This window comes from Burkholderia sp. MSHR3999, assembly GCF_000833595.1.
GTDB classification, from domain to species: Bacteria; Pseudomonadota; Gammaproteobacteria; order Burkholderiales; family Burkholderiaceae; genus Burkholderia; species Burkholderia ubonensis.
This window is the reverse complement of the sequence record NZ_JRFO01000007.1, coordinates 2,060,280-2,078,880: the sequence shown is the minus strand read 5'-3', so window position 1 is coordinate 2,078,880 and position 18,601 is coordinate 2,060,280. Positions and strand designations below refer to the sequence as shown.

The 18,601-nt window shown below is 68.7% G+C and carries 22 protein-coding genes and 2 pseudogenes; 13 read left to right on the top strand and 11 right to left on the bottom strand.

The window, feature by feature from the left end:
• Positions 1 to 66 precede the first annotated feature (66 nt).
• Positions 67 to 1,113: a PDDEXK nuclease domain-containing protein gene (locus tag KY49_RS32580; RefSeq protein ID WP_042588374.1), complete on the bottom strand. Its 1,047-nt coding sequence runs from the start codon at positions 1,111 to 1,113 to the stop codon at positions 67 to 69.
• Between the two features lie 245 nt (positions 1,114 to 1,358).
• On the opposite strand from KY49_RS32580, the gene KY49_RS32575 reads away from it, so the two are divergent.
• The 3 genes from KY49_RS32575 to KY49_RS32565 all read left to right on the top strand — a co-directional run bounded on the left by KY49_RS32575 (position 1,359) and on the right by KY49_RS32565 (position 3,614).
• Complete coding sequence (locus KY49_RS32575) at positions 1,359 to 1,712, top strand: YgiW/YdeI family stress tolerance OB fold protein (RefSeq protein WP_042588373.1); 354 nt, start codon at positions 1,359 to 1,361, stop codon at positions 1,710 to 1,712.
• A 55-nt stretch (positions 1,713 to 1,767) separates the two neighbouring features.
• Complete coding sequence (locus KY49_RS32570) at positions 1,768 to 2,628, top strand: MurR/RpiR family transcriptional regulator (RefSeq protein ID WP_010089806.1); 861 nt, start codon at positions 1,768 to 1,770, stop codon at positions 2,626 to 2,628.
• A 125-nt stretch (positions 2,629 to 2,753) separates the two neighbouring features.
• Complete coding sequence (locus tag KY49_RS32565; protein WP_042588372.1) at positions 2,754 to 3,614, top strand: isocitrate lyase/PEP mutase family protein; 861 nt, start codon at positions 2,754 to 2,756, stop codon at positions 3,612 to 3,614.
• Positions 3,615 to 3,666: 52 nt separating this feature from the next.
• On the opposite strand, the gene KY49_RS37945 is transcribed toward KY49_RS32565, so the two are convergent.
• Entirely contained in the window at positions 3,667 to 3,948 is a 282-nt protein-coding gene (locus tag KY49_RS37945; protein ID WP_143134504.1) for a hypothetical protein, read from the bottom strand.
• Between KY49_RS37945 and KY49_RS32560 the strand changes: the two genes are divergently transcribed.
• Both KY49_RS32560 and KY49_RS32555 read left to right on the top strand, forming a co-directional pair.
• Positions 3,947 to 4,213 carry a YodC family protein gene (locus tag KY49_RS32560; RefSeq protein WP_029226212.1) on the top strand — a complete coding sequence of 89 codons (267 nt, stop codon included), beginning with the start codon at positions 3,947 to 3,949 and terminating at the stop codon, positions 4,211 to 4,213. The two genes, KY49_RS37945 and KY49_RS32560, sit on opposite strands and share 2 nt — an antisense overlap.
• Before the next feature lie 116 nt (positions 4,214 to 4,329).
• Positions 4,330 to 5,508 (top strand): cytochrome P450, encoded by a 1,179-nt coding sequence (locus KY49_RS32555; RefSeq protein WP_042588371.1) that lies wholly within the window; start codon positions 4,330 to 4,332, stop codon positions 5,506 to 5,508.
• 21 nt (positions 5,509 to 5,529) lie between these two features.
• On the opposite strand, the gene KY49_RS32550 is transcribed toward KY49_RS32555, so the two are convergent.
• Together KY49_RS32550 and KY49_RS32545 are read right to left on the bottom strand one after the other, a co-directional pair.
• Complete coding sequence (locus tag KY49_RS32550; protein ID WP_010099330.1) at positions 5,530 to 5,856, bottom strand: superinfection immunity protein; 327 nt, start codon at positions 5,854 to 5,856, stop codon at positions 5,530 to 5,532.
• A 90-nt stretch (positions 5,857 to 5,946) separates the two neighbouring features.
• A complete protein-coding gene (locus tag KY49_RS32545; protein WP_042588370.1) occupies positions 5,947 to 6,366 on the bottom strand; it encodes a rhodanese-like domain-containing protein in 420 nt (139 codons plus the stop codon).
• Between the two features lie 93 nt (positions 6,367 to 6,459).
• Between KY49_RS32545 and ftrA the strand changes: the two genes are divergently transcribed.
• Positions 6,460 to 7,428: a transcriptional regulator FtrA gene (ftrA, locus tag KY49_RS32540; protein ID WP_010099328.1), complete on the top strand. Its 969-nt coding sequence runs from the start codon at positions 6,460 to 6,462 to the stop codon at positions 7,426 to 7,428.
• A gap of 9 nt (positions 7,429 to 7,437) precedes the next feature.
• Here the strand turns inward: ftrA and KY49_RS32535 are convergent, their stop codons facing one another.
• On the bottom strand, positions 7,438 to 8,292 hold the full coding sequence (locus KY49_RS32535) for a DUF1460 domain-containing protein (protein WP_042588369.1): 855 nt from the start codon (positions 8,290 to 8,292) through the stop codon (positions 7,438 to 7,440).
• Between the two features lie 122 nt (positions 8,293 to 8,414).
• Between KY49_RS32535 and KY49_RS36600 the strand changes: the two are divergent.
• From KY49_RS36600 to KY49_RS32515, 5 genes and pseudogenes are all read left to right on the top strand, one after another.
• Positions 8,415 to 8,618, top strand: a pseudogene (locus tag KY49_RS36600) (2-nitropropane dioxygenase); the annotation flags it as partial.
• Between the two features lie 89 nt (positions 8,619 to 8,707).
• Positions 8,708 to 10,162: a M20 family metallopeptidase gene (locus KY49_RS32530; RefSeq protein WP_042588368.1), complete on the top strand. Its 1,455-nt coding sequence runs from the start codon at positions 8,708 to 8,710 to the stop codon at positions 10,160 to 10,162.
• Positions 10,163 to 10,185: 23 nt separating this feature from the next.
• Positions 10,186 to 10,458, top strand: a pseudogene (locus KY49_RS32525) (malate/lactate/ureidoglycolate dehydrogenase); the annotation flags it as partial.
• Entirely contained in the window at positions 10,455 to 10,838 is a 384-nt protein-coding gene (locus tag KY49_RS32520) for a TfoX/Sxy family protein (RefSeq protein WP_042588915.1), read from the top strand. The pseudogene KY49_RS32525 and the gene KY49_RS32520, both read left to right, overlap by 4 nt.
• A gap of 132 nt (positions 10,839 to 10,970) precedes the next feature.
• Complete coding sequence (locus KY49_RS32515; RefSeq protein ID WP_042588366.1) at positions 10,971 to 11,549, top strand: NnrU family protein; 579 nt, start codon at positions 10,971 to 10,973, stop codon at positions 11,547 to 11,549.
• A gap of 72 nt (positions 11,550 to 11,621) precedes the next feature.
• On the opposite strand, the gene KY49_RS32510 is transcribed toward KY49_RS32515, so the two are convergent.
• The 4 genes from KY49_RS32510 to KY49_RS32495 all read right to left on the bottom strand — a co-directional run bounded on the left by KY49_RS32510 (position 11,622) and on the right by KY49_RS32495 (position 14,905).
• Entirely contained in the window at positions 11,622 to 12,359 is a 738-nt protein-coding gene (locus KY49_RS32510; protein ID WP_010099321.1) for a sulfite exporter TauE/SafE family protein, read from the bottom strand.
• Positions 12,360 to 12,508: 149 nt separating this feature from the next.
• A complete protein-coding gene (locus KY49_RS32505) occupies positions 12,509 to 13,111 on the bottom strand; it encodes a DUF488 domain-containing protein (RefSeq protein WP_042588365.1) in 603 nt (200 codons plus the stop codon).
• Positions 13,108 to 13,335, bottom strand: coding sequence for a DUF2945 domain-containing protein (locus KY49_RS32500; RefSeq protein ID WP_042588364.1), 228 nt, complete (start codon positions 13,333 to 13,335; stop codon positions 13,108 to 13,110). The genes KY49_RS32505 and KY49_RS32500 overlap by 4 nt, the downstream gene beginning before the upstream one ends.
• A gap of 31 nt (positions 13,336 to 13,366) precedes the next feature.
• Complete coding sequence (locus tag KY49_RS32495) at positions 13,367 to 14,905, bottom strand: FAD-dependent oxidoreductase (RefSeq protein ID WP_042588363.1); 1,539 nt, start codon at positions 14,903 to 14,905, stop codon at positions 13,367 to 13,369.
• Between the two features lie 221 nt (positions 14,906 to 15,126).
• Here KY49_RS32495 and KY49_RS32490 point away from each other — a divergent pair, with 221 nt between their 5' ends.
• On the top strand, positions 15,127 to 15,426 hold the full coding sequence (locus KY49_RS32490) for a LysR substrate-binding domain-containing protein (protein WP_080415922.1): 300 nt from the start codon (positions 15,127 to 15,129) through the stop codon (positions 15,424 to 15,426).
• Positions 15,427 to 15,557: 131 nt separating this feature from the next.
• Here KY49_RS32490 and KY49_RS32485 read toward each other — a convergent pair whose 3' ends face one another.
• Positions 15,558 to 17,687 (bottom strand): Agd3-related carbohydrate deacetylase, encoded by a 2,130-nt coding sequence (locus tag KY49_RS32485; RefSeq protein ID WP_231636607.1) that lies wholly within the window; start codon positions 17,685 to 17,687, stop codon positions 15,558 to 15,560.
• Positions 17,688 to 17,760: 73 nt separating this feature from the next.
• A complete protein-coding gene (locus KY49_RS32480) occupies positions 17,761 to 18,015 on the bottom strand; it encodes a hypothetical protein (RefSeq protein WP_231636605.1) in 255 nt (84 codons plus the stop codon).
• Positions 18,016 to 18,435: 420 nt separating this feature from the next.
• Between KY49_RS32480 and KY49_RS37940 the strand changes: the two genes are divergently transcribed.
• Entirely contained in the window at positions 18,436 to 18,588 is a 153-nt protein-coding gene (locus KY49_RS37940; RefSeq protein WP_156162660.1) for a hypothetical protein, read from the top strand.
• Positions 18,589 to 18,601: the final 13 nt, after the last annotated feature.

The window sequence follows — 18,601 nt, the reverse complement described above, 5'->3', positions numbered from 1 at the left end:
AGGCCGCGCCCGATGCGCCCATGATAAGCGTGTGCGGCTTAGGGGGAGCTTAAGCGGGGCGCGCCGTCATTCGACTTCCGGCAGATCCGGACGCAATTCGGCTTCGATTCGGTCGATCGACGGCAACCCCGATTCGAGCGATTTCGGGATTTGTCGGAGGAGTTGATATTCGGCGACGCCCATCGGATTGGCCATGCCGCGCAGCGCATATTCGGCGACGAGGCGGTTCCTTTCCCGGCAAAGCAGCAGGCCGATCGTCGGTTGATCTTCCGGCGCTCTCAACTGGGCATCGACCGCGGACAGATAGAAGTTGAGCTGGCCGGCGTAGTCGGGCCGAAAGGGCGTCGCCTTGAGTTCGACCACGACGTAGCAGCGCAGCTTCAGATGATAGAACAACAAGTCGATGAAGAATTCGTCGCCGCCGACCTCGAGCCGGTACTGGCGGCCGACGAACGCAAACCCGGCGCCGAGCTCGAGCAGGAACCGCGTGATATGCCGGGTGAGCGCCTGTTCGATGTCGCGTTCCTGCGCGTCCTCGGTCAGGCCGAGAAAGTCGAAGACGTACGGGTCTTTCAGGGCTTCGCGCGCCAGATCGGATTGCGGCGGCGGCAGGCGTGCGTCGAAATTGGTCACCGCGCTGCCGGCACGGGTATGCGCCTGCGTGTCGATCTGCATCGCCAGCACGTTGCGCGACCAGCCGTGTTCGAGGGATTTGCCGGCGTACCAGTCGCGGTCAGCCGGGTCCTTGACCTTGTCGAGCAGTGTGCAGAGATGAAACCACGGCAATTGTGCAGCAGGTTGCTGCACAAATTCCGGCGCCGGCCACGCCTGTGCGAGCGCCCGCATGTATTTGAGGTTGCGCGGCGAAAATCCGCGCATGTCGGGAAAGGCGTCCTTCAAGTCGCGCGCGAGCTGGTCGATCACTTTCGCGCCCCATCCCCGCTGCTGCTGCCGTTCCAGGATGTCGCGACCGATCTGCCAGTACAGCGTGACAAGCTCGCGGTTCGCGCTTGCGGCGGCGCGTTGCCGTGCGTGCTCCACGCGTTGCTTGAGGTCGGTCAGCCAGCTTCGATAATCGTCGCCCCAAGGGCCGGCGGATAGGGTGTCGGTCATGTCACGCAAAGCGGCGGCGCGCTTCAATCAGATCGGGACATTATCCCGGGGCGATCATCTTCGGGCAACGTGCCGTCAGCGATTGGTCTCCATGCCGATGCGCGGCCGCAGAGATTCGTACCAGTCCAATGCGTCTCCACGTCGCATCGCCGTGACCTTCAGCTTTGCTTAATCTTACGTTTCGTAATCTGCGGGCGTCGCGTTCATCGGGAGCGCGGCGCCATGACAAGAAAAGGAACGACATCATGAAGCAACTGGCCAGAATCCTGACGATCGCGCTCGCCGCGCTGCCGGCCGCCGTGTACGCGCAATACACGGGGCCGTCCGCATTGACGACCACCACCGTGAAGGAGCTGCTCGCGAACGGCAAGGACGATCAGCACGTGCAGCTGCAGGGCCGCATCGTCAAGCACGTCGGCGGCGAGGACTACGAGTTCGCCGATGCGACCGGCACGATCCGCGTCGAGATCGACGACAAGCTGTGGGCCGGCGGCCAGCCCGTCAGCGACAAGAGCGAAGTGAAGCTGACCGGCGAATTCGAGCGCAAGTGGTCGGGCCGCGTGAAGGTCGACGCCGACCGGATCGACGTGGTGCGCTGACGGGCGCGTGCGGGGCCGGTGATACCATGAGCGACCGGTTCCCGTTCTCACCAAGATGGCCGCCAATTTCGACGAACTCGCGTCCCGGATCCGGGCGCAATTTTCCGAGCTGAGCCCGCAATTCCAGGCGGGCGCGGCATTTCTGCTCGATCATCCTGACGAAGTCGCCGTGTCGTCGATGCGCAAGGTCGCGCAGCGCGCGCAGGTGCAGCCCGCGTCGCTCGTGCGGCTCGCGCAGCAATTCGGTTTTCCCGGCTGGAACGAGTTGCGCGACCTGTGCGTCGCGCGCGTGCGCACGCGCCCCGAGCCGCTGACGCAGCGCGCGCGCTCGCTCGTGCGGCCCGACGCGAAGGCGTCGCTCGCGCATGACCTGCTCGCCGCGCAGCAGCACAACCTCGCCGCGACCGCCGCGCAGAACGCGCAAGCGCTCGCCGAAGCCGCGAAGCTGATCCGCAAGGCGTCGCACGTGCACGTCGCGGGATTCCGCTCGTGCTATCCGGTCGCGTTCGGGCTCGTATACGGCTACCGGCTGTTCCGGCCGACGGTGTCGCTGCTCGCCGGCGTCGCCGGCTCGCTCGAAATGGAACTGCGCTCGATCGCGAAGCACAGCGCGACCGTGATCGTCAGCTTCGCGCCGTACTCGGCGGAAGCCACGCGCGTCGCGCAAGCCGCGAGGGCGCAGGGCAGCCGGATCGTCGCGATCACCGACAGCGCGGTGTCGCCGATCGCGCTGCATGCCGATGCGCAGCTGATCTTCACGCACGACAGCCCGTCGTTCTTCCCGTCGCTCGTCGCCGCGCATGCGCTCGCCGAAGCGCTCGTCGCGCAGCTGCTGGCGCTCGAAGGCAGCGACGCGATCGCCGCGCTCGAGCGGGCGGAAGCCGAACTGCACGCGAAGGGCGCCTACGTGGTCTGATTCCGATGGATCGCGAGGCGCGGCCGCCCCCGTCCGCTTCGCGCACCCACATTTCAACGCACGCCGTATCGTCGCCGCACGCCACGCGCGTATGCTGGGGCTTCCCCATTCCGACGGAGCCCTCGATGACCCATCCTGACCTTCAGTCCCGCCACGCGCACGCATTCCGTGCGCTGCATGCGCAGCCCGGCGCGTTCATCCTGCCGAATCCGTGGGACGCCGGCACCGCGCGCCTGCTCGCGATGGCCGGCTTCCACGCGCTGGCGACGACGAGCGCCGGCTATGCCTATGCGCGCGGCCTGCCGGACAACGCGGTCGGCCGCGACGCGATGCTGGCGCACATCGCCGAGATCGTCGCGGCAGGCGGCTTGCCGGTGAGCGCCGACCTCGAGAACGGCTTCGGCGACGCGCCGGAGACGGTCGCCGAGACGATCCGGCTCGCGGCCGGGGCAGGCGCGGTCGGCGGCTCGATCGAGGACGCGACGGGCCGTCCCGACGCGCCGATCTATCCGCACGACGCGGCGGTCGAGCGCATCGCGGCGGCGGTTGCCGCGGCGCGCGCGCTGCCGTTCCCGTTCACGCTGACCGCGCGTTGCGAAAACTACCTGCACGGCCGGCGCGACCTGGCCGACACGATCGCGCGCCTCGTCGCCTATCGCGACGCGGGCGCCGACGTGCTGTACGCGCCGGGCCTGACCGATCCCGACGAGATCGCCGAGCTCACGCGCGCGGTCGATGCGCCGGTCAACGTCGTGATGGGGCTGCAGGGCGTGTCGCTCAGCGTCGATGCGCTCGCGGCGCTCGGCGTGAAGCGCGTGAGCGTGGGCAGCGCGCTGGCGCGGGCCGCGCTCGGCGCCTTCCTGCGCGGCGCGACGGAAATGATGCGGGACGGCACGTTTTCGTTCGCGAATGCGGCGATTCCGTCGCGCCAGCTCGATCGCTGGTTCGCCGCGGAGAATAATCTGCCGCTTTCGTTCGAAAGCTGACGCCGAAATAAAGCATGGGATCGTTTCCAGCCGAAATTCCGATTGACGCTAATCAATCGCTGCGGCTTTCGATTAAATAACCGCTCGCGAACCGGGGGCGCCGAAATTCCGGCCCCCTGTCTTTTTGATCACTATTTATAAGAAGATGCTGTAAATTCCCGCCGATCATTCCGGGAAATCGACCGTCCGGCGGGCGTTTGCGGGGTGCATTTTGTGTTTTTTTCGCACGCGGCAGTTGCCGGTTTTTATTGTGATTGATAGTCTTCATGGCGACGTAAAAATACCGGCGGAAGTGTGCCGGATAATGAATATATAAATTTTCTGAGAGAGCCATGACGATCCGAGATATGCACCGTACCCGGTTTCGCGTCGGCGATGTCGTGACGTTGAAAACCGGCGGGCCGCGCATGACGGTGATCTATGCCGGCCCGGTCGTGTTTGACGACGCCGACTGGCTGATTTGCCAGTGGTTCGACGACAGCGGGCACTTCCGGCAGGAGATGTTCCATCACGAGACGGTCGTGCCGGAGCCGCGCGCGATTTCGGCCGGCCGGGTGCGCGTGCGGATGCAGGCGCAGCGCTACCGGTCCGCCGCGTAACGCGCACCGAAGGCGGTTCGCACAGTCGGTGGGCCGGCGAGGGGGCGTCGCCGGCTGCATCGACATTTCACGCCGGCCGGAAACATGCGGAGCGCGGCCGGGCCGATACTGCGTGCATGAACCCGACCGATCCGATTGCCGCGGTCACGCACCGCGATCCTTACCCGTACTATGCGGCGCTCGTCGACGGGCCGCCGCTCGCGTTCGACGCCACGCTCGGCCTGTGGGTGGCGAGCCGCGCCGCGACCGTGAGCGCCGTGCTCGCCCACCCCGCGTGCCGGGTCCGGCCGCTCGCCGCGCCGGTGCCGCCCGCGTTGCGCGGCACGACGGCGGGCGAGCTGTTCGGCCAGCTGATCCGCATGAACGACGGCGCGCTGCGGCACGACGCGCCGAAACGGGCGATGCAGGCGGCGCTCGCGTCGGTCGACGCGCTCGCGTTGCGCCGCCGCACGGCCACGCTCGCCGCGCAACGCTTGCCGGCGCATGCGGCGCCCGATGCGCTGAATGCGTGGTGCATGACGGTGCCGGTCTGCGCGGTGGCCGAACTGCTCGGTTTTGACGACGCGCGGCTCGACGACGTTGCCGCGTGGGTGGCCGACTTCGTCGCCGCGCTGTCGCCGCTGTCGACGGCGGCGCAACTGGCCGGTGCAAGCGCCGCGGCCGGGCGGCTGCTCGACCGGATGACGGAAATCGTCGCCGCGACGCGCGCGGACGACGGCAGCCTGGTCGCGGCGGTGCAATGCGCCGCAGGCGAGGCCGGCTGGCACGCGAGCGGCGCGCTGATCGCGAATCTGGTCGGGCTGCTGTCGCAGACGTGCGAGGCGACGGCCGCGTGGCTCGGCAATACGGTGGTCGCGTGGCTCGATCCGGCCAAGCGTCCCGCCGGCGAGCCTTGCGCGATGGACGACGCGACGCTCGATGCGTTCGTCGCGGAAGTCGCGCGCTTCGACGCGCCGGTGCAGAACACGCGCCGCTTCGTCGCGGCGCGCACGACGCTGGACGGCGTGACCGTCGACGCGGGCGACGCGATCCTGGTCGTGCTCGCGGCGGCGAACCGCGATCCGGCCGCGCAGCGCGATCCGCACCGTTTCGTGCCGGGCCGGCCGCCGGGGCCCGCGTTCGGCTTCGGCGCGGGGCCGCACGGCTGTCCCGGCGAGCGGATCGCGCGGGCGGTGACGGTGGGGGCGGTCGGGGCGCTGTTGCGCGGCGGCGGGTTGCCGCCAGGCGACGCGCCGGGCTGGCGCTACCGGGACTCGACCAACGTCAGGATGCCGAAGTTCGAGCCGGCGCGATGAGGAAACGAAAGGGGACAGGGTTCAGCGGCAGCCCTGCTTCTGCGCCCATTCCTCCTGGGCGGCGACGCGGCGCTGCACGCGTTCGACGAGGCCGGTCGAGAAGGTGCGCATGCTGATGCCGCGACGCTGGGCGAGGATCGTCTGCGCGACGTCGGCTCGCGGATTCGGCTGGCAGGCCCAGTAGAGGGTCATCAGCCAGCCGATGCCGGTCCACGCGAACAGCGCGTTGAACAGCGCGACCGTCAGCTTGTCGTGGCGGCGGCGCCGGTCGGCGATGATCGCCGGGAGAAAATAGAGCGCGATCGCGGCGACTGAGCCGGCGACTTGAATCAGGACTTCGGTCTGCATGTTGCTGCTCCATCCGGACTGCAATGGGACCGATTGTCGCGCTTTTCCCGTTGACGTGCAGACAATTGATTGTTGCGTTTTTGGATTCGATCAGGCGGCCGGCCGGTCCGCCGGCGCGGCTTCGTTACACAACGCGAAACCTTCGTCGCGCCAGCCGGTGACGCCGCCGATCATCAGCTTGACCGGCCGGCCGAGCCGCGCGAGGCGGATCGCGGCGCGGGCGGCGCCGTTGCAGTGCGGCCCGGCGCAGTAGACGACGAACAGCGTATCGGCCGGGTAGTCGGCGAGCTTGCCCGCGACGATCTTGCGATGCGGCAGGTTGCGGGCGCCGGGCACGTGGCCGGCGGCGAACAGGTCGGGGCCGCGGACGTCGAGCAGCACGAAATCGGGCGCGCCGGACGCGAGCGCGTCGTGAACGTCCCAGCAATCGGTCTCGAAACGCAGCGACGCTTCGAAATGCGCGAGGGCGGCGGGGCTGGCGGCGGCGGGAACGTCGGTGACGTAGGACATGCGAGGTTTCTCCAGGTGGCGATGCGCCCAGTATCGCGGTTCGGCGCACCGCGCGGCAGTGGCGCGATCGACAAGTTCCGGTAACATCACGCCATGCAAAACCATCTCGTCGTCGCGCTCGCCTACGATCGCCTCTGCACATTCGAATTCGGCTGCGTGGTCGAACTGTTCGCGCTCGAACGCCCGGAGCTGGGCGTCGACTGGTATCGCTTCGCGGTGTGCGCGAGCGAGCCGGGCCCCGTGCGCGCGGCCGGCGGCATCACGGTCGCCGCGCCGTACCGGCTCGCGATGCTCGACCGCGCGGACACGATCGTGATTCCCGGCTGGCGCGATCCGGACGAACTGCCGCCCGAACCGCTGCTGAAGAAACTGCGCGCCGCGCACCGGCGCGGCGCGCGCCTCTGCTCGATCTGTTCCGGCGTGTTCGTGCTGGCCGCGGCGGGCGTGCTCGACGGCCTGACCGCGACCACCCACTGGCGCTACGCGGAGCGCCTGCAGGCGCGCTATCCGGCGCTGCGCGTGAATCCGGATGCGCTGTACGTCGACGAAGGGCAGGTCATCACGTCGGCCGGGTCGGCGGCGGGGCTCGACATGCTGCTGCATCTCGTGCGCCGCGATCACGGCGGCGCGATCGCCAATCGCGTCGCACAGCGTCTCGTGCTGCCGCCGCATCGCGACGGCGGGCAGGCGCAGTTCGTGCCGCGCCCGGTGGCGCCGGGCGGCAGCGACCGCCTCGCCAGGCTGATCGACTGGATGCGAGCGCACGCGGCCGAGCCGCATACGCTCGCGTCACTCGCCGCGCAGGCCGCGATGAGCCCGCGCACGCTGCAGCGGCAGTTCGCCGACGCGACCGGAATGTCGCCGGTCGCGTGGCTGGTCCGCGAGCGCGTGAACGTCGCGAAGGATCTGCTCGAAGCGAATCCGGCGCTGCCGCTCGCGCAGGTCGCGGCGCGCGCGGGCTTCGGGTCGGAGGAGTCGCTGCGCCGGCATTTCCGGCGCATCGCGGCGACGAGTCCCGCCGCGTACCGGCGCAGCATGGATCGCGGCGTGACGGCGCGCTGACGCCATCGCTCACGCGCGCGGCCGCAGCACCACGATGCCCGGCGTGTTCCTCACGTATTCGAGAAACGGCGAATCGACGACTTTCATGTTGGCCTTTTTCGACGACGCATTGCGCAGCATCGGCCCGTCGCGCGTTTCGACGAAGAAGCCGACGTGCGTGACGTCGAGGCCGTCCGCCTTCGCGTAGATGCCGATGAAGTCGCCGGTCCGAAGCCGGCTGACGACGTAGTCGTCGACGAATTCGCCCGGGATATGCACGACGTCGCGCTGGACGACCGGCAGTCCCGGCAGATACGCGCCGCCGTCGGCTTTCCGGTTGAGCTGCTTCGTGACCGTGGCGGCGCGAGCGCTGATCGACGCGGTCACGTCGTCGGCCAGCACCTGCGGCCGGGCGGCCCAGTCGGTGAAGAAATGACGGCGGTGCTGGAAGCCGATGTCGCCGTTCACGTAGCGCGTGCGCACGAGCCGGCTCGCGTAATCGGTTCGCGTCGTCGCCGTCCTCGCGGCTTCGACATAGTCGAGATAGGTGAAGCAATCGAGTCCGCTGAAGTCGATCACCAGGCGTTCCGGCGTGGTTGCCGATCCCTCGAGCATGCCGTCGCGATAAGGTATGCCAATGAATTCGCGGGAAAGCGCTTCGACGAGCCGGCCGGCATCGTCGCCCCGATGTGCCGCGCGTATCGCCAGCAACGTGTCCAGCTTGCCGGAGGTCGCTTCGTTCAGGCTCGCCAGCGCGGCTTGTTGCTGCGTCGTCGTTTCATCCGGTTGCGGCAAGGACGAAACGGACGTGTCGCCGCCGCAGCCGGCCAAGGCCAGGGCGAGCACGAGCGGCGCCAGTTTTCCGAGAGTCTTTTCAATCGCCATGAGCGGGTTCGTTCCGAAAAAATGCGGTTCAACGGGAGCGGTCGCCGGATGCGGCCGGCGCTGCACGATATTGAATGGACGAACGAGCCGCAAGAAATCTCAACGAAATCTGAATTTTCCCGAGTGCCGCTCCCGGCCACGACGCGCGCGCGGTGCAGATCGGCACCGGCTACCTGCTGACGGCGCAGGCCGGCCGCTCGGCGCAGCATCGCGCGGCGGTGCGCGCGGCGCGCGACGAGGACGCGGGCGTGCTGACGCGCCGCCTGTGGGACGATGCGCTCGCCTGCGCGGCGGGGCTTCGCGCAACGTTTCCGCTGGCCGACTGAGCGGCGCGGAAAGGGGCCTGAAAGGGGCGCGGGCGGGAGGTCATCGGCGTATCATCTGGGTTTTCGTCAGCCCGATCCAGGCACCCGCCATGACCTCCGTCGACACTGCCCCCGTCCTCGACCATGACAAGCTCGTCACCTTCATCGAGCGCAAGTGGAACGATGAAATCCTCCATGCGCTGACCGACTACATCGCGATTCCCGCGAAGAGTCCCGCATTCGATCCCGACTGGGCGGCGCGCGGGTATCTCGAGCGCGTCGTCACCGATGCCGCGCAATGGGCCGAGCGCCAGCCGGTCAAGGGCCTGAAGCTCGAGATCGTGCGCCTGCCCGGCCGCACGCCGGTGATCTTCTTCGAGACGCCCGCGACGCGCTCGGGCAGCACCGACACGATCCTGCTGTACGGCCACCTCGACAAGCAGCCCGAATTCGACGGCTGGCGCGCGGATCTCGGCCCGTGGACGCCGAAGTTCGAGAACGGCAAGCTGTACGGCCGCGGCGGCGCGGACGACGGCTATGCGATCTACGCGAGCCTCGCGGCGCTCGGCGCGCTCGACGAGCAGGGCGTCGGGCGGCCGCGTTGCGTCGGCCTGATCGAGACCTGCGAGGAGTCGGGCAGCTACGACCTGCTGCCGTACGTCGACGCGCTGCGCGACCGGCTCGGCCAGGTGTCGCTCGTCGTGTGCCTCGATTCCGGCGCTGGCAACTACGACCAGATGTGGCTCACGACGTCGCTGCGCGGGCTCGTGTCCGGCGACCTGCAGGTCGAGGTGCTCGAGGAGGGCGTGCATTCGGGCGTGTTCGGCGGCATCGCGCCGTCGAGCTTCCGCGTGATGCGCCAACTGTTCGAACGGCTCGAGGACGCGAAGAACGGCAACCTGCTGCCGGGCGCGTTCCATTGCGAGATTCCCGCGAGCCGCCTGCGCGAAGCGGAGGCGACCGCCGCGATTCTCGGCGACACGGTGTGGAAGGGGCTGCCGTGGGCGTGCGGCGCCGACGGCAAGCCGGTGCTGCCGACCACGACCGATCCGCGCGAGGCGCTGCTCAACTCGACGTGGCGGCCGTCGCTGTCGGTGACGGGCGCGGCGGGCATGCCGCCGCTCGCCGACGCGGGCAACGTGCTGCGCCCGCGCACCGCGTTCAAGCTGTCGCTGCGCCTGCCGCCGCTCGTCGATGCCGCGCAGGCCGTGCAGCAGCTGAAGGAGCTGCTCGAAGTCGACCCGCCGTACAACGCGAAGGTCACGTTCAAGCCCGACGCGGGCGCGGCGACCGGCTGGGCGGCGCCCGACGTCGCGCCGTGGCTGGCGGCGTCGCTCGACGCCGCGTCGCGCCGCCACTTCGGCGCGGACTGCGCGTACATGGGCCTCGGCGGCACGATCCCGCTGATGAACGTGCTGCAGGAAGGCTTCCCGGCCGCGCAGTTCATGGTGTGCGGCGTGCTCGGGCCGAAGTCGAACGCGCACGGCCCGAACGAGTTCCTGCACGTGCCGTACGCGAAGAAGCTGACCGCGGCGGTGGCCGACGTGATTGCCACCGCGCGCTGAGCGCCGGCCGCTTGCACGCACCGCTCGCGGCGATGTGCGAGATCTTCGGCGGCGCGCTCGTCGGCGGGCATACGACGCACGACGGCACGCTGCAGAAGACGAGCGCGATCGTCAACGGCATGCTGTCGGTGCCGATCGATCCGAACGCGTTCGACGCGGCCGATGCCGTGCGTGGCGCCGACGGCATTCCGGTCGATCGCGCGACGTGGCGGCAGATTCGCGACAGCGCGGCGGCGCTCGGGTTCGCCGACGCGGAGCTCGACGCGTGGACGCGGCGCTGCACGGAGCGCGCGTGAGCTGGCAGGCGGAAAAGGCGCACGGCGAGGAGATCGCCTGGCAGCTCGGGGCGCTCGGCACGGTCGAGGTCGCGCGGTTCTTCAGCGGCGCGGCGTTGCGGATCGACGGCGTGATGTTCGGGTTCATGTCGCGCGGGTCGCTGTTCCTGCGCGTCGACGACGTGAGCCGGCCCGCCTTCGTCGCAGCCGGGATGGGGCCGTTTTCCTATTCGGGACGCACGCGCACCGTCAATCTCGAAGGCTATTACGAAACCCCGGCCGACGTGCTCGAGGATGCGGGCGCGCTGTTCGACTGGTGCCGCGGCGCGTATCGGGCCGCGTTGCTGGCGGGGCCGCCGAAGCGCAAGACGAAGCGCGGGGCGGCGTCACGCGCGCGTTAAGTTTTCCGCGCGCCCGCTTAGGGCGTTGGCTTGCCGCAGCGCACACGCTTCACAACGGCCGGCCCGGCGTTTATGATCGGCGCGTTTGTCCTGGCGCACGCTTGCCCACTCACGTCCAGACGGAGACAGCCGATGCTCGTCCTGATTCTCGGTTTAGTGATCTTTCTTGGTGTGCATTCGATCCGCATCGTCGCGGACGGCTGGCGGTCCGCGACGATCGCGCGGATCGGCGAAAGAGGCTGGAAAGGAGGCTATGCGATCGCGTCGATCGTCGGCTTCGTGCTGATCGTCTGGGGCTACGGGCTCGCCCGAGCCGACGCCAGCTTCCTGTGGGCGCCGCCGGTCGGCGTGCGGCACCTGACCGGCGTGCTGACCGCGCTCGCGTTCGTGCTGATCGCGGCGGCGTATGTGCCGGGCAACCGCATCAAGGGGCTCGTCGGGCACCCGATGCTGGCCGGCGTGATGGTGTGGGCCGTCGCGCACCTGCTCGCGAACGGCACGCTGCACGCGGTCGTGCTGTTCGGCGCGTTCTTCGCGTGGTCGCTGGTCGATTTCCTGGCATCGCGTGCGCGCGATCGCCGCGCGGGCGTGCGCTATCCGGCGGGCAACACGTCCCGCAACGTGGTCACCCTTGCCGTCGGGCTCGTGGCGTGGGCCGTGTTCGCGCTGTTCCTGCACGGCTGGCTGATCGGCGTGCGGCCGTTCGGCTGAACGGGCGGGGCGCGGCATACGCGGCATACGCGGCATACGCGGCGCCCGCTGCGTATGCCGCGCCAGCGGCCGTCACAGCGGCCTGACGAACAGCCCGATGGTCAGCGCGATGCCGATGCACACGATACCGATCCGCAGCACCCGCTCGTTGACGCGGTGCAGCGCCCACGACCCGCACAGCCCGCCGACGACGGCGCCGCCGCCGAGCGCGAGCGCGGCAGGCCAGTGCAGGTGCGGCGAGGTCAGGAACAGCACGACCGCCGATGCGTTCATCACGCCCGCGAGCGCGTTCTTCGTCGAAGCCGCGTGACGCGGCGACAGGCCCGCCATCGTCAGCGCCGCCATCATCAGGAAGCCGATGCCCCCGCCGAAGTAGCCGCCGTAGATCGCGATCGCGAACTGCGCGACGGCGGTCGTGACGGGGCCGAGATGGACCGTCTCCTCGCTCGGCTTGCGCAGGAAGCTGCCCCACGCGAACACGGCCGTCGCGAACAGCACGAGCCACGGCACGAGCCGCGAGAAGATCGACGAAGGCGTCTTCAGCAGCAGCAGGCCGCCGAGCGCGCCGCCGACGATGCTGATCAGGAACAGCGCGCGAAACGGCAACTGGCCCGCGCCGCGCACATGATGGCGGCTGGCCCAGCCGGTCGTCACCTGCGCGGGAAAGAGCGCGACCGTCGACGTGATGTTCGCGGAGAGCGGCGACAGGCCCGACACGATCAGCGCGGGCAGCGTGACGAACGAGCCGCCGCCCGCGAGGGAGTTCTGCAGGCCGGCCCAGAGGCCGGCGAGGATGACGAGCGTGAGCATCGGTGCGGAGCGGAAGGTTGGCCTGGGTGTCGGCGCGCGATGCGCGGCCGGGCGAGGCGGACGCGAGATGGTAATGCAGGATCGCGGACGCCGGAAGGCCCGGCTGCGGCGGGTTGGCGCGCGCGTCGTGCGGCCGCACGCGCGCCGGTTCATTCGGTTCGGCGCGAGCCCGCGTCCGGCGCCTCGATGCCGGCGTCGGCGTCGGCATCGGCGTTGGCATCGGTGCGCGGATAGACGATCGTTCCGTCCGGTTGAACGGCGGCGCCCGGCGTGAGGCGTGCAGGCTCGATGCGGTTCGGCCCGATGATGTGGAAGACCGTCTCGCCGCGCGCGATCAGGTAGTCGGCCACGATGCGCCGATGACAGCGCCACCACACGGCTTCCGCGCACATGACGGCGCAGCGACGCCGACGACCCTGTTCGACCAGGTGATCGAGGCCCGCGCGAAATGCCGCGGACAGCGCGTAATCGGCGTAGCGATGGAAGCTGTCGTTGGTCCAGAAGCCGTTGACGTCGTCCGGCACGGCCCGCGACGGGCCGCGCAGGCCGCCGAGCGCGGCGACGTGCTCATAGGCGATGTCGAACGGCGCCAGCGCGACCGGCAGCGTCGCTTCGTTGAACTGCGGATTGGTGCGCGACCTCGGCATCTTCCTGACGTCCGCGAGCAGCGCGATGTCGGCGTCGTTCAGCAGGCCGATGAAGGCTTCGAGCGAGCGGTCGGAATGGCCGACCGTGAAGAACGGGAGCTTCATGCATCGTCCTCGCCGGCGATGCGCGTGAGCGCGCGGCCCCGATGCGCGGCGACATGATCGGTCCGGTCGCTTTTTATTTCGTATTGCGGATCGTCCGGCGACGCATGATGCCGATGCCCCTTGTAATCGAAATCCTGCGTATGGATCGCGACGATCCTGCCCGTCACGTGACCGGCCTCGGAATTCCAGCGGACCCGGTCCCCCAGCTTGAACGTCGTCGCCATCGTGAGCGTCCTCCTGTCGTCCGGTTCGCGATCATGCCGGCGTCGCCTGCTCGAACGCGGCTTCCGCTTCGAGACTCGCCCGGTCGCGCCCGACGGTGGCGACCGCAAGCTGCTTGCCGTCGCGCCAGTAGGTGACCGTGCAGTCGTGCGCGGCCGGATCGCCGTCGACGTCGACGCGATCCCATTGCGCCGCGTGGCCGACGTAGTTGATCGCGACGTCGTAGTGCTGGCTCCAGAAGAACGGCACCGCCACGAAGCGCTGCCGCTCGCCGAGGATGTTGCGCGCGGCCGTCGCGCCCTGGCGCTCGGCGACCACCCAGTGTTCGACGCGGATGCGCTCGCCGGTGCGCGGGTCCGGCCAGCGGGCGATGTCGCCCGCCGCGTAGACGTCCGGCGCGCTCGTCTGCAGGAACGCGTCGACCGTCACGCCGCGATCCGTCGCGAGGCCGGCGTCCTCGGCGAGCGCGAGGTCGGGGCGCACGCCGATGCCGGCCACGACCAGATCGGCGGGCAGCGCGACGCCGGTCGACAAGGTCACGCGATCCACTTCGATCGCGGCGACCGTCGCCCCCAGATGAAACACGACGCCGTGCGCTTCATGCAGCGCACGGACCATGTCGCCGAGCGCCGTGCCGAGCACGCGCTCCATCGGGCGCGCTTCGGGGGCGACCACGTGCACGTCGAGCCCGCGCGTGCGCAATGCGGCCGCGACTTCGAGCCCGATGAAGCTCGCGCCCACCACCACGCATCGGCGTGCAGCGCCAAGCTGCGCGATCAGCGCATTGCAGTCGGCCAGCGTGCGGAGCACCGCGACGTGCGCCAGCGTGGCGCCGGGAACCGTGAGGTGCACCGGTTCGGCGCCGGTGGCGAGCAGCAACGCGCCGTACTCGAGCTGACTGCCGTCCGACAAGGAGAGGGTTTTCCGGCCGGGCTCGAGACTGATCGCGCGCATGCCGCAGTGCATCGAGATGTCGTGATCCGCGTAGAACGTCGGAGGATGCAGCGGCAGCCAGTCGGGCTGCGCGGTGCCGGCGAGATAGTCTTTCGACAGGTTCGGGCGGTCGTACGGCATCGCGCGATCGGCGCTCAGCAGCGTAATGGGGCCCTGATACCCTTGCCGCCGCAACGTGCTGGCCGCCGCGTTGCCGGCCGCGCCGCCGCCGACGATCACCACCGATTCGGGGTGCGCCGCCGCCGACGTTGCCGACGAGATCGGCGCCTTCGCTGCCGGCTGCGCGTCGCGCACGTAGACCTTGTCGCCTTGCTGCTCGACGCGCCAGCATGTCAGGTCGGTCAGCGCCGGCGCGCCGAGCACCTCGCCGGTGCGGACGCTGAAGCACGCGTGATGCCACGGGCAGCGGAGCGTGTCGCCGACCAGCAGGCCGTCGGCGAGCGGCGCGCCGTAATGCGTGCAGGTCGCGCCGACTGCAAAGCACGTGCCTGCGCGGCGCACGAGCAGGACCGGCTCATCGCCGACGTGGCCTGCCACCATGCCGCCGTCCGGAATATCGGCCAGCGGCACGCCTTGAGCGAGATCGGGATCGCCGGGTGACGAAGCGTGTTCGGTCATGGCTGCGCTCCTCTCGGGTCGGGAACTCCAACATTATCAACCTCGATCCCTCGGCGGGAAAGACACAGTCACGAAGCGGGGCGGGGTGTTCGAGACCCGTTCGAGACCCAGGCGCGGGAAGCCGATTTTCCGCATCGGTGATGCCGCAGTGCATCACGGCGCATACCGTTGCGGTGTTCGTTCACGCGCGCCCGGTGCGCAGCAGCCGGAGATAGGCCGGCATCACGGCCGCCGGCGCGCTGGATGGCAGGCCATGGCGTTTCCTGGGCGCGGGCGGGCGCGTGATCACGCTGCGTGCGCAGGAGCGGCTGCGTGTCGACAGCGGCACGCTTGCGGTGGCGGTCGCGCTGCGCGGCGTCGGCTTTGCGATCGTCGTCGAGGCCGCGTGCCGCGGCCTGGTCGAGCGCGGCGAACTGGTGCCGATCGCGCTCGACAAGCCGGCCGCGCCGCTGGAGATGTATGCCGCCTATCGCAGCGCAGGCACCTGCCGGCAACGGTGCGGGCGTTCATCGATCATCTGACGGAGGCGGCGGGCACGCTACACGTCGCGCGATCGGGCCAGTAGCAAGTCAAGCGAAACGCCCGCCTTGCGGCGGGCGTCCACCCTGTGAAGCGCTTTCTCGGGTCGCGTGCTCGCAGCAGGGGCGGCAGATTACCGCCACGCCGGCGCCGGCGTGATCTGCGTCGTATAGGCGGTTGCCGGCAGCAGCGTGAGGTTGGAAATCCTCTGCCCGCCATAGGTTTCGGTCGACGAGCCGAACGTGACGCCCGTCACCGGCACGGCGACCGCCCGCCCGTCGGAGCGCGAAGCGCTGACGACGATCGACTTGCCGGGCGTGAGCGTCGCCGCGACGTTCGACGAGTTGTACACCATCCGCTGGTTCGCGAGCGTGCCGATCGTCAGCAGCGAAGGGCTCTGGATCGGCAGGTTCTTGTAGTACGTGTTGTACTTCTTGAACGTCGCGTTCAGCAGGTCGCCCAGCAGCGTGCTTGTGCCGCTGTACGCGCGCAGGTTCGACTGGTGGAACATCATCGGCCGGTTGTCGAACGTGAGCAGATAGGTGACGAGCTGGTCGGACACCTTGTCGAGCACCTGTGCGTAGGTGAGGTCATAGCCCCAGCGAGTCGGGTCGATCCCGTTCGCGCCATAGAAGTAGTTGTATTCGGCGACCCATTCCGCCGGCTGCGACACGTTGTAGAACAGCGCGGTCGCATAGCGCGGCACTTCGAAGATGCCCTGGTTCACGCAGTTGTACTTGCCCGCGTTGAATGCCGGCAGCGACCACGCCACGCCGTTGTTGTTGGTCGGGCAGCCGGCCGTGCCGACGGGCGGCGTCGGCTTCGAGCTGTCGGACACGAGCACCTGCGTGCCGAACGCGACGAGCGCGCCGAGCGTCGTCGGGTTGTACAGCCCGGAGATTTCCGGCGTGACGAGCGTCCACTTGCTGAAGTTCGTGAACTTGAACCTGTTCGACACCTTCACGTTGTTCTGCATCTCGGTCTGGACTTGCGCAGCGGTCGTCGTAAACGGCGGGTCCAGCAGTTCGTGGTCGTAGGTGTGGCTGACCCATTTGAAATTGCCCTGCTGCAAGGCCGTCTGCAGCGACAGCGAATCGATGCCGCCCGGCGGGTAGGGGCCCTGGCCGCCATACGCCGTGCTGTAGCCTTCGCCGTTGAACGCCAGCGTGAGCTTGACCGCGGACGCGTTCGCCGTCGTCACGTTCAGGAGCGACTGCCAGGTCACGGCGTTGGCGAAGTCCGCGCCGGTGGTCCGGTATTCGCAAGCGGTGAGGCCGGTCGACGGGTTCGTCGAACCGAGCGGGCACTGGCCGGGCGGGTTCGTGCTGGTCGTGGCGCCGGTCCTCACGTCGTACCACAGGCCGGTGTACGCGGATTGCGCGTACGGGAAGATTTCGTCGGGAATGCCGTTGTCGTCCACCTGCGGATCGACGTACACGTGACGGCTGCCGAGGAACAGGCCGCGCGTGAGCCAGTTCGCGATCCCGTAGGACAGCGTGATCGAGTGCGTCAGGTACTGGCTGTTGTCGAACATCAGCGACATCGTTTCGCGCGACGTGCTGTCGCCGGCCAGCGGCGCCGTGTTCGCGAACAGGCAGGTCGCGCCGATCGGGTAGGTCGTGCTGCCCGGGGCGGTGGCCTGCACGATCGGCGTGACGGTCGTGCCGGTCGGCAGCGGGCTGGCCGGGGATGCGAAATACGTCCACGCGTTCGCGATCGTCAGCGGGTTGCCCGAGGACGTGCCCGCGTTCATGTACGGGAACAGGCTCTGCCCCGTCGACGTCAGCGTCGACGGCAGCGGCGTCGCGGTCGTGTCCTGGTAGTTGACGTACTGCAGGCAGCCGCTGTCGCTCGGCCACGTGTAGAAGCTCGCGAGCCGCACGTTGTACTTGAACTGGTAGCGCGCGAGCGTCTGCGCGAGCGCGCCGCCGGCGAACGGGTTCATGTAGCGGTAGTCGCTGATCGGCATGATGATGCCCTGGTACAGCGCGTGGTCGCCGTTTTCCAGCGGCGGCAGGGTCGGGTTGCTGGTGTCGTACGAGTAGACCGTGTACGGGATGCCCACGCGATCGAGGATCGACTGGGCGGCGGCCAGTTCGGGCGAGCTGCCGGCCTGCTGGCTCGCGACGATCAGGATCTTCAGGTCGATCTGGGCATCGCTCGGCACTGCATGGCAGACGCCGGCCGCCGCAAGAAGTCCTGCCGCGGCCGCACAGTGCGACAGCATCCCGAACCGGCTGGATAGGGTTCGCAAAACGCTCATGTCAAACCTCACGCGTCGTGTCCGAAGGTTCGGACGAGTCCCCCGACAATCGAGAAAGATGTGGCGTCTGTCTTTATTGATTCGAAGTCCGATTCTTCGGCGTCGACTTGCTGACGGTGTCGTCCGGATGCGGGCCCGATGGCGGATAGGCCGGCTTGCCCCAGCCTTCCTTGCCGGACGGGAGCTGGCCGTGACCGTGCGGCGGGGGCTTGCCGTCCGCGCAGGCGTTCGGCGGCGCGAGCGCGGCCGCCGCGACCAGCCCCGAGAAAACGCCGCAGAGCACGACGCCCGGCCAGCGCGACGGCTGTTTCGGTCCAAGGGTTTGCATGGTGTCCTCCCGACGCTGCCGGTGTCATGCGGCGCGTTTCAGTAATGATCAGATGGGCGGCGCGGACGGGCCGGCATGTCGGGCCGGGCCGTTGCCGCGAACGCCGCGGCGTTCGGACCCGAGCGCTTCCGTGCAGGTCAAGTCTAGCGATCGGGCCTGACGAACATGGACGGGAACGGGCGACTGCGGACCGATTGCGCATGCAGGCGGGGATGACCGCCCGGCATGCGTTCGCATCCGGTTGATCTGCAAAGCGAACTATGTGCCAACGGCCGGAAACCCTTCATTTCGTTGAAGTAACGTTACGTAATGAAAGCTGACCGGCTGAAAATGTTTCATCCATGATCGATTGCGCGGCGATCCGCCGGAAAGACGTTTCGCCCTTGCAACAAGGGAGCGGCCGTTCGGCGGCGAAGGGCGGTGAACCGCTCCGGCTCCGAGCGTCAAGCCGGCCTGCGTCGGACGGTTGTCTTGAACCCGCCGGTTTCCATGATCCCCGGTGCGGTCCAATTCAAGAAAGATGAATGGAAAAAAGAATTTGTGAACTATTCCGTAAATATGGAATTGCAATGAGAGTGTTTTGCAA

Bases quoted from the DNA above. Each gene is read 5' to 3' on its own strand.
- KY49_RS32580 (WP_042588374.1), bottom strand. From the start codon at position 1,113: ATGACCGACACCCTATCCGCCGGCCCTTGGGGCGACGATTATCGAAGC.
- KY49_RS32575 (WP_042588373.1), top strand. From the start codon at position 1,359: ATGAAGCAACTGGCCAGAATCCTGACGATCGCGCTCGCCGCGCTGCCG.
- KY49_RS32570 (WP_010089806.1), top strand. From the start codon at position 1,768: ATGGCCGCCAATTTCGACGAACTCGCGTCCCGGATCCGGGCGCAATTT.
- KY49_RS32565 (WP_042588372.1), top strand. From the start codon at position 2,754: ATGACCCATCCTGACCTTCAGTCCCGCCACGCGCACGCATTCCGTGCG.
- KY49_RS32560 (WP_029226212.1), top strand. From the start codon at position 3,947: ATGACGATCCGAGATATGCACCGTACCCGGTTTCGCGTCGGCGATGTC.
- KY49_RS37945 (WP_143134504.1), bottom strand. From the start codon at position 3,948: ATGGCTCTCTCAGAAAATTTATATATTCATTATCCGGCACACTTCCGC.
- KY49_RS32555 (WP_042588371.1), top strand. From the start codon at position 4,330: ATGAACCCGACCGATCCGATTGCCGCGGTCACGCACCGCGATCCTTAC.
- KY49_RS32550 (WP_010099330.1), bottom strand. From the start codon at position 5,856: ATGCAGACCGAAGTCCTGATTCAAGTCGCCGGCTCAGTCGCCGCGATC.
- KY49_RS32545 (WP_042588370.1), bottom strand. From the start codon at position 6,366: ATGTCCTACGTCACCGACGTTCCCGCCGCCGCCAGCCCCGCCGCCCTC.
- ftrA (WP_010099328.1), top strand. From the start codon at position 6,460: ATGCAAAACCATCTCGTCGTCGCGCTCGCCTACGATCGCCTCTGCACA.
- KY49_RS32535 (WP_042588369.1), bottom strand. From the start codon at position 8,292: ATGGCGATTGAAAAGACTCTCGGAAAACTGGCGCCGCTCGTGCTCGCC.
- KY49_RS32530 (WP_042588368.1), top strand. From the start codon at position 8,708: ATGACCTCCGTCGACACTGCCCCCGTCCTCGACCATGACAAGCTCGTC.
- KY49_RS32515 (WP_042588366.1), top strand. From the start codon at position 10,971: ATGCTCGTCCTGATTCTCGGTTTAGTGATCTTTCTTGGTGTGCATTCG.
- KY49_RS32510 (WP_010099321.1), bottom strand. From the start codon at position 12,359: ATGCTCACGCTCGTCATCCTCGCCGGCCTCTGGGCCGGCCTGCAGAAC.
- KY49_RS32505 (WP_042588365.1), bottom strand. From the start codon at position 13,111: ATGAAGCTCCCGTTCTTCACGGTCGGCCATTCCGACCGCTCGCTCGAA.
- KY49_RS32500 (WP_042588364.1), bottom strand. From the start codon at position 13,335: ATGGCGACGACGTTCAAGCTGGGGGACCGGGTCCGCTGGAATTCCGAG.
- KY49_RS32495 (WP_042588363.1), bottom strand. From the start codon at position 14,905: ATGACCGAACACGCTTCGTCACCCGGCGATCCCGATCTCGCTCAAGGC.
- KY49_RS32485 (WP_231636607.1), bottom strand. From the start codon at position 17,687: ATGAGCGTTTTGCGAACCCTATCCAGCCGGTTCGGGATGCTGTCGCAC.
- KY49_RS32480 (WP_231636605.1), bottom strand. From the start codon at position 18,015: ATGCAAACCCTTGGACCGAAACAGCCGTCGCGCTGGCCGGGCGTCGTG.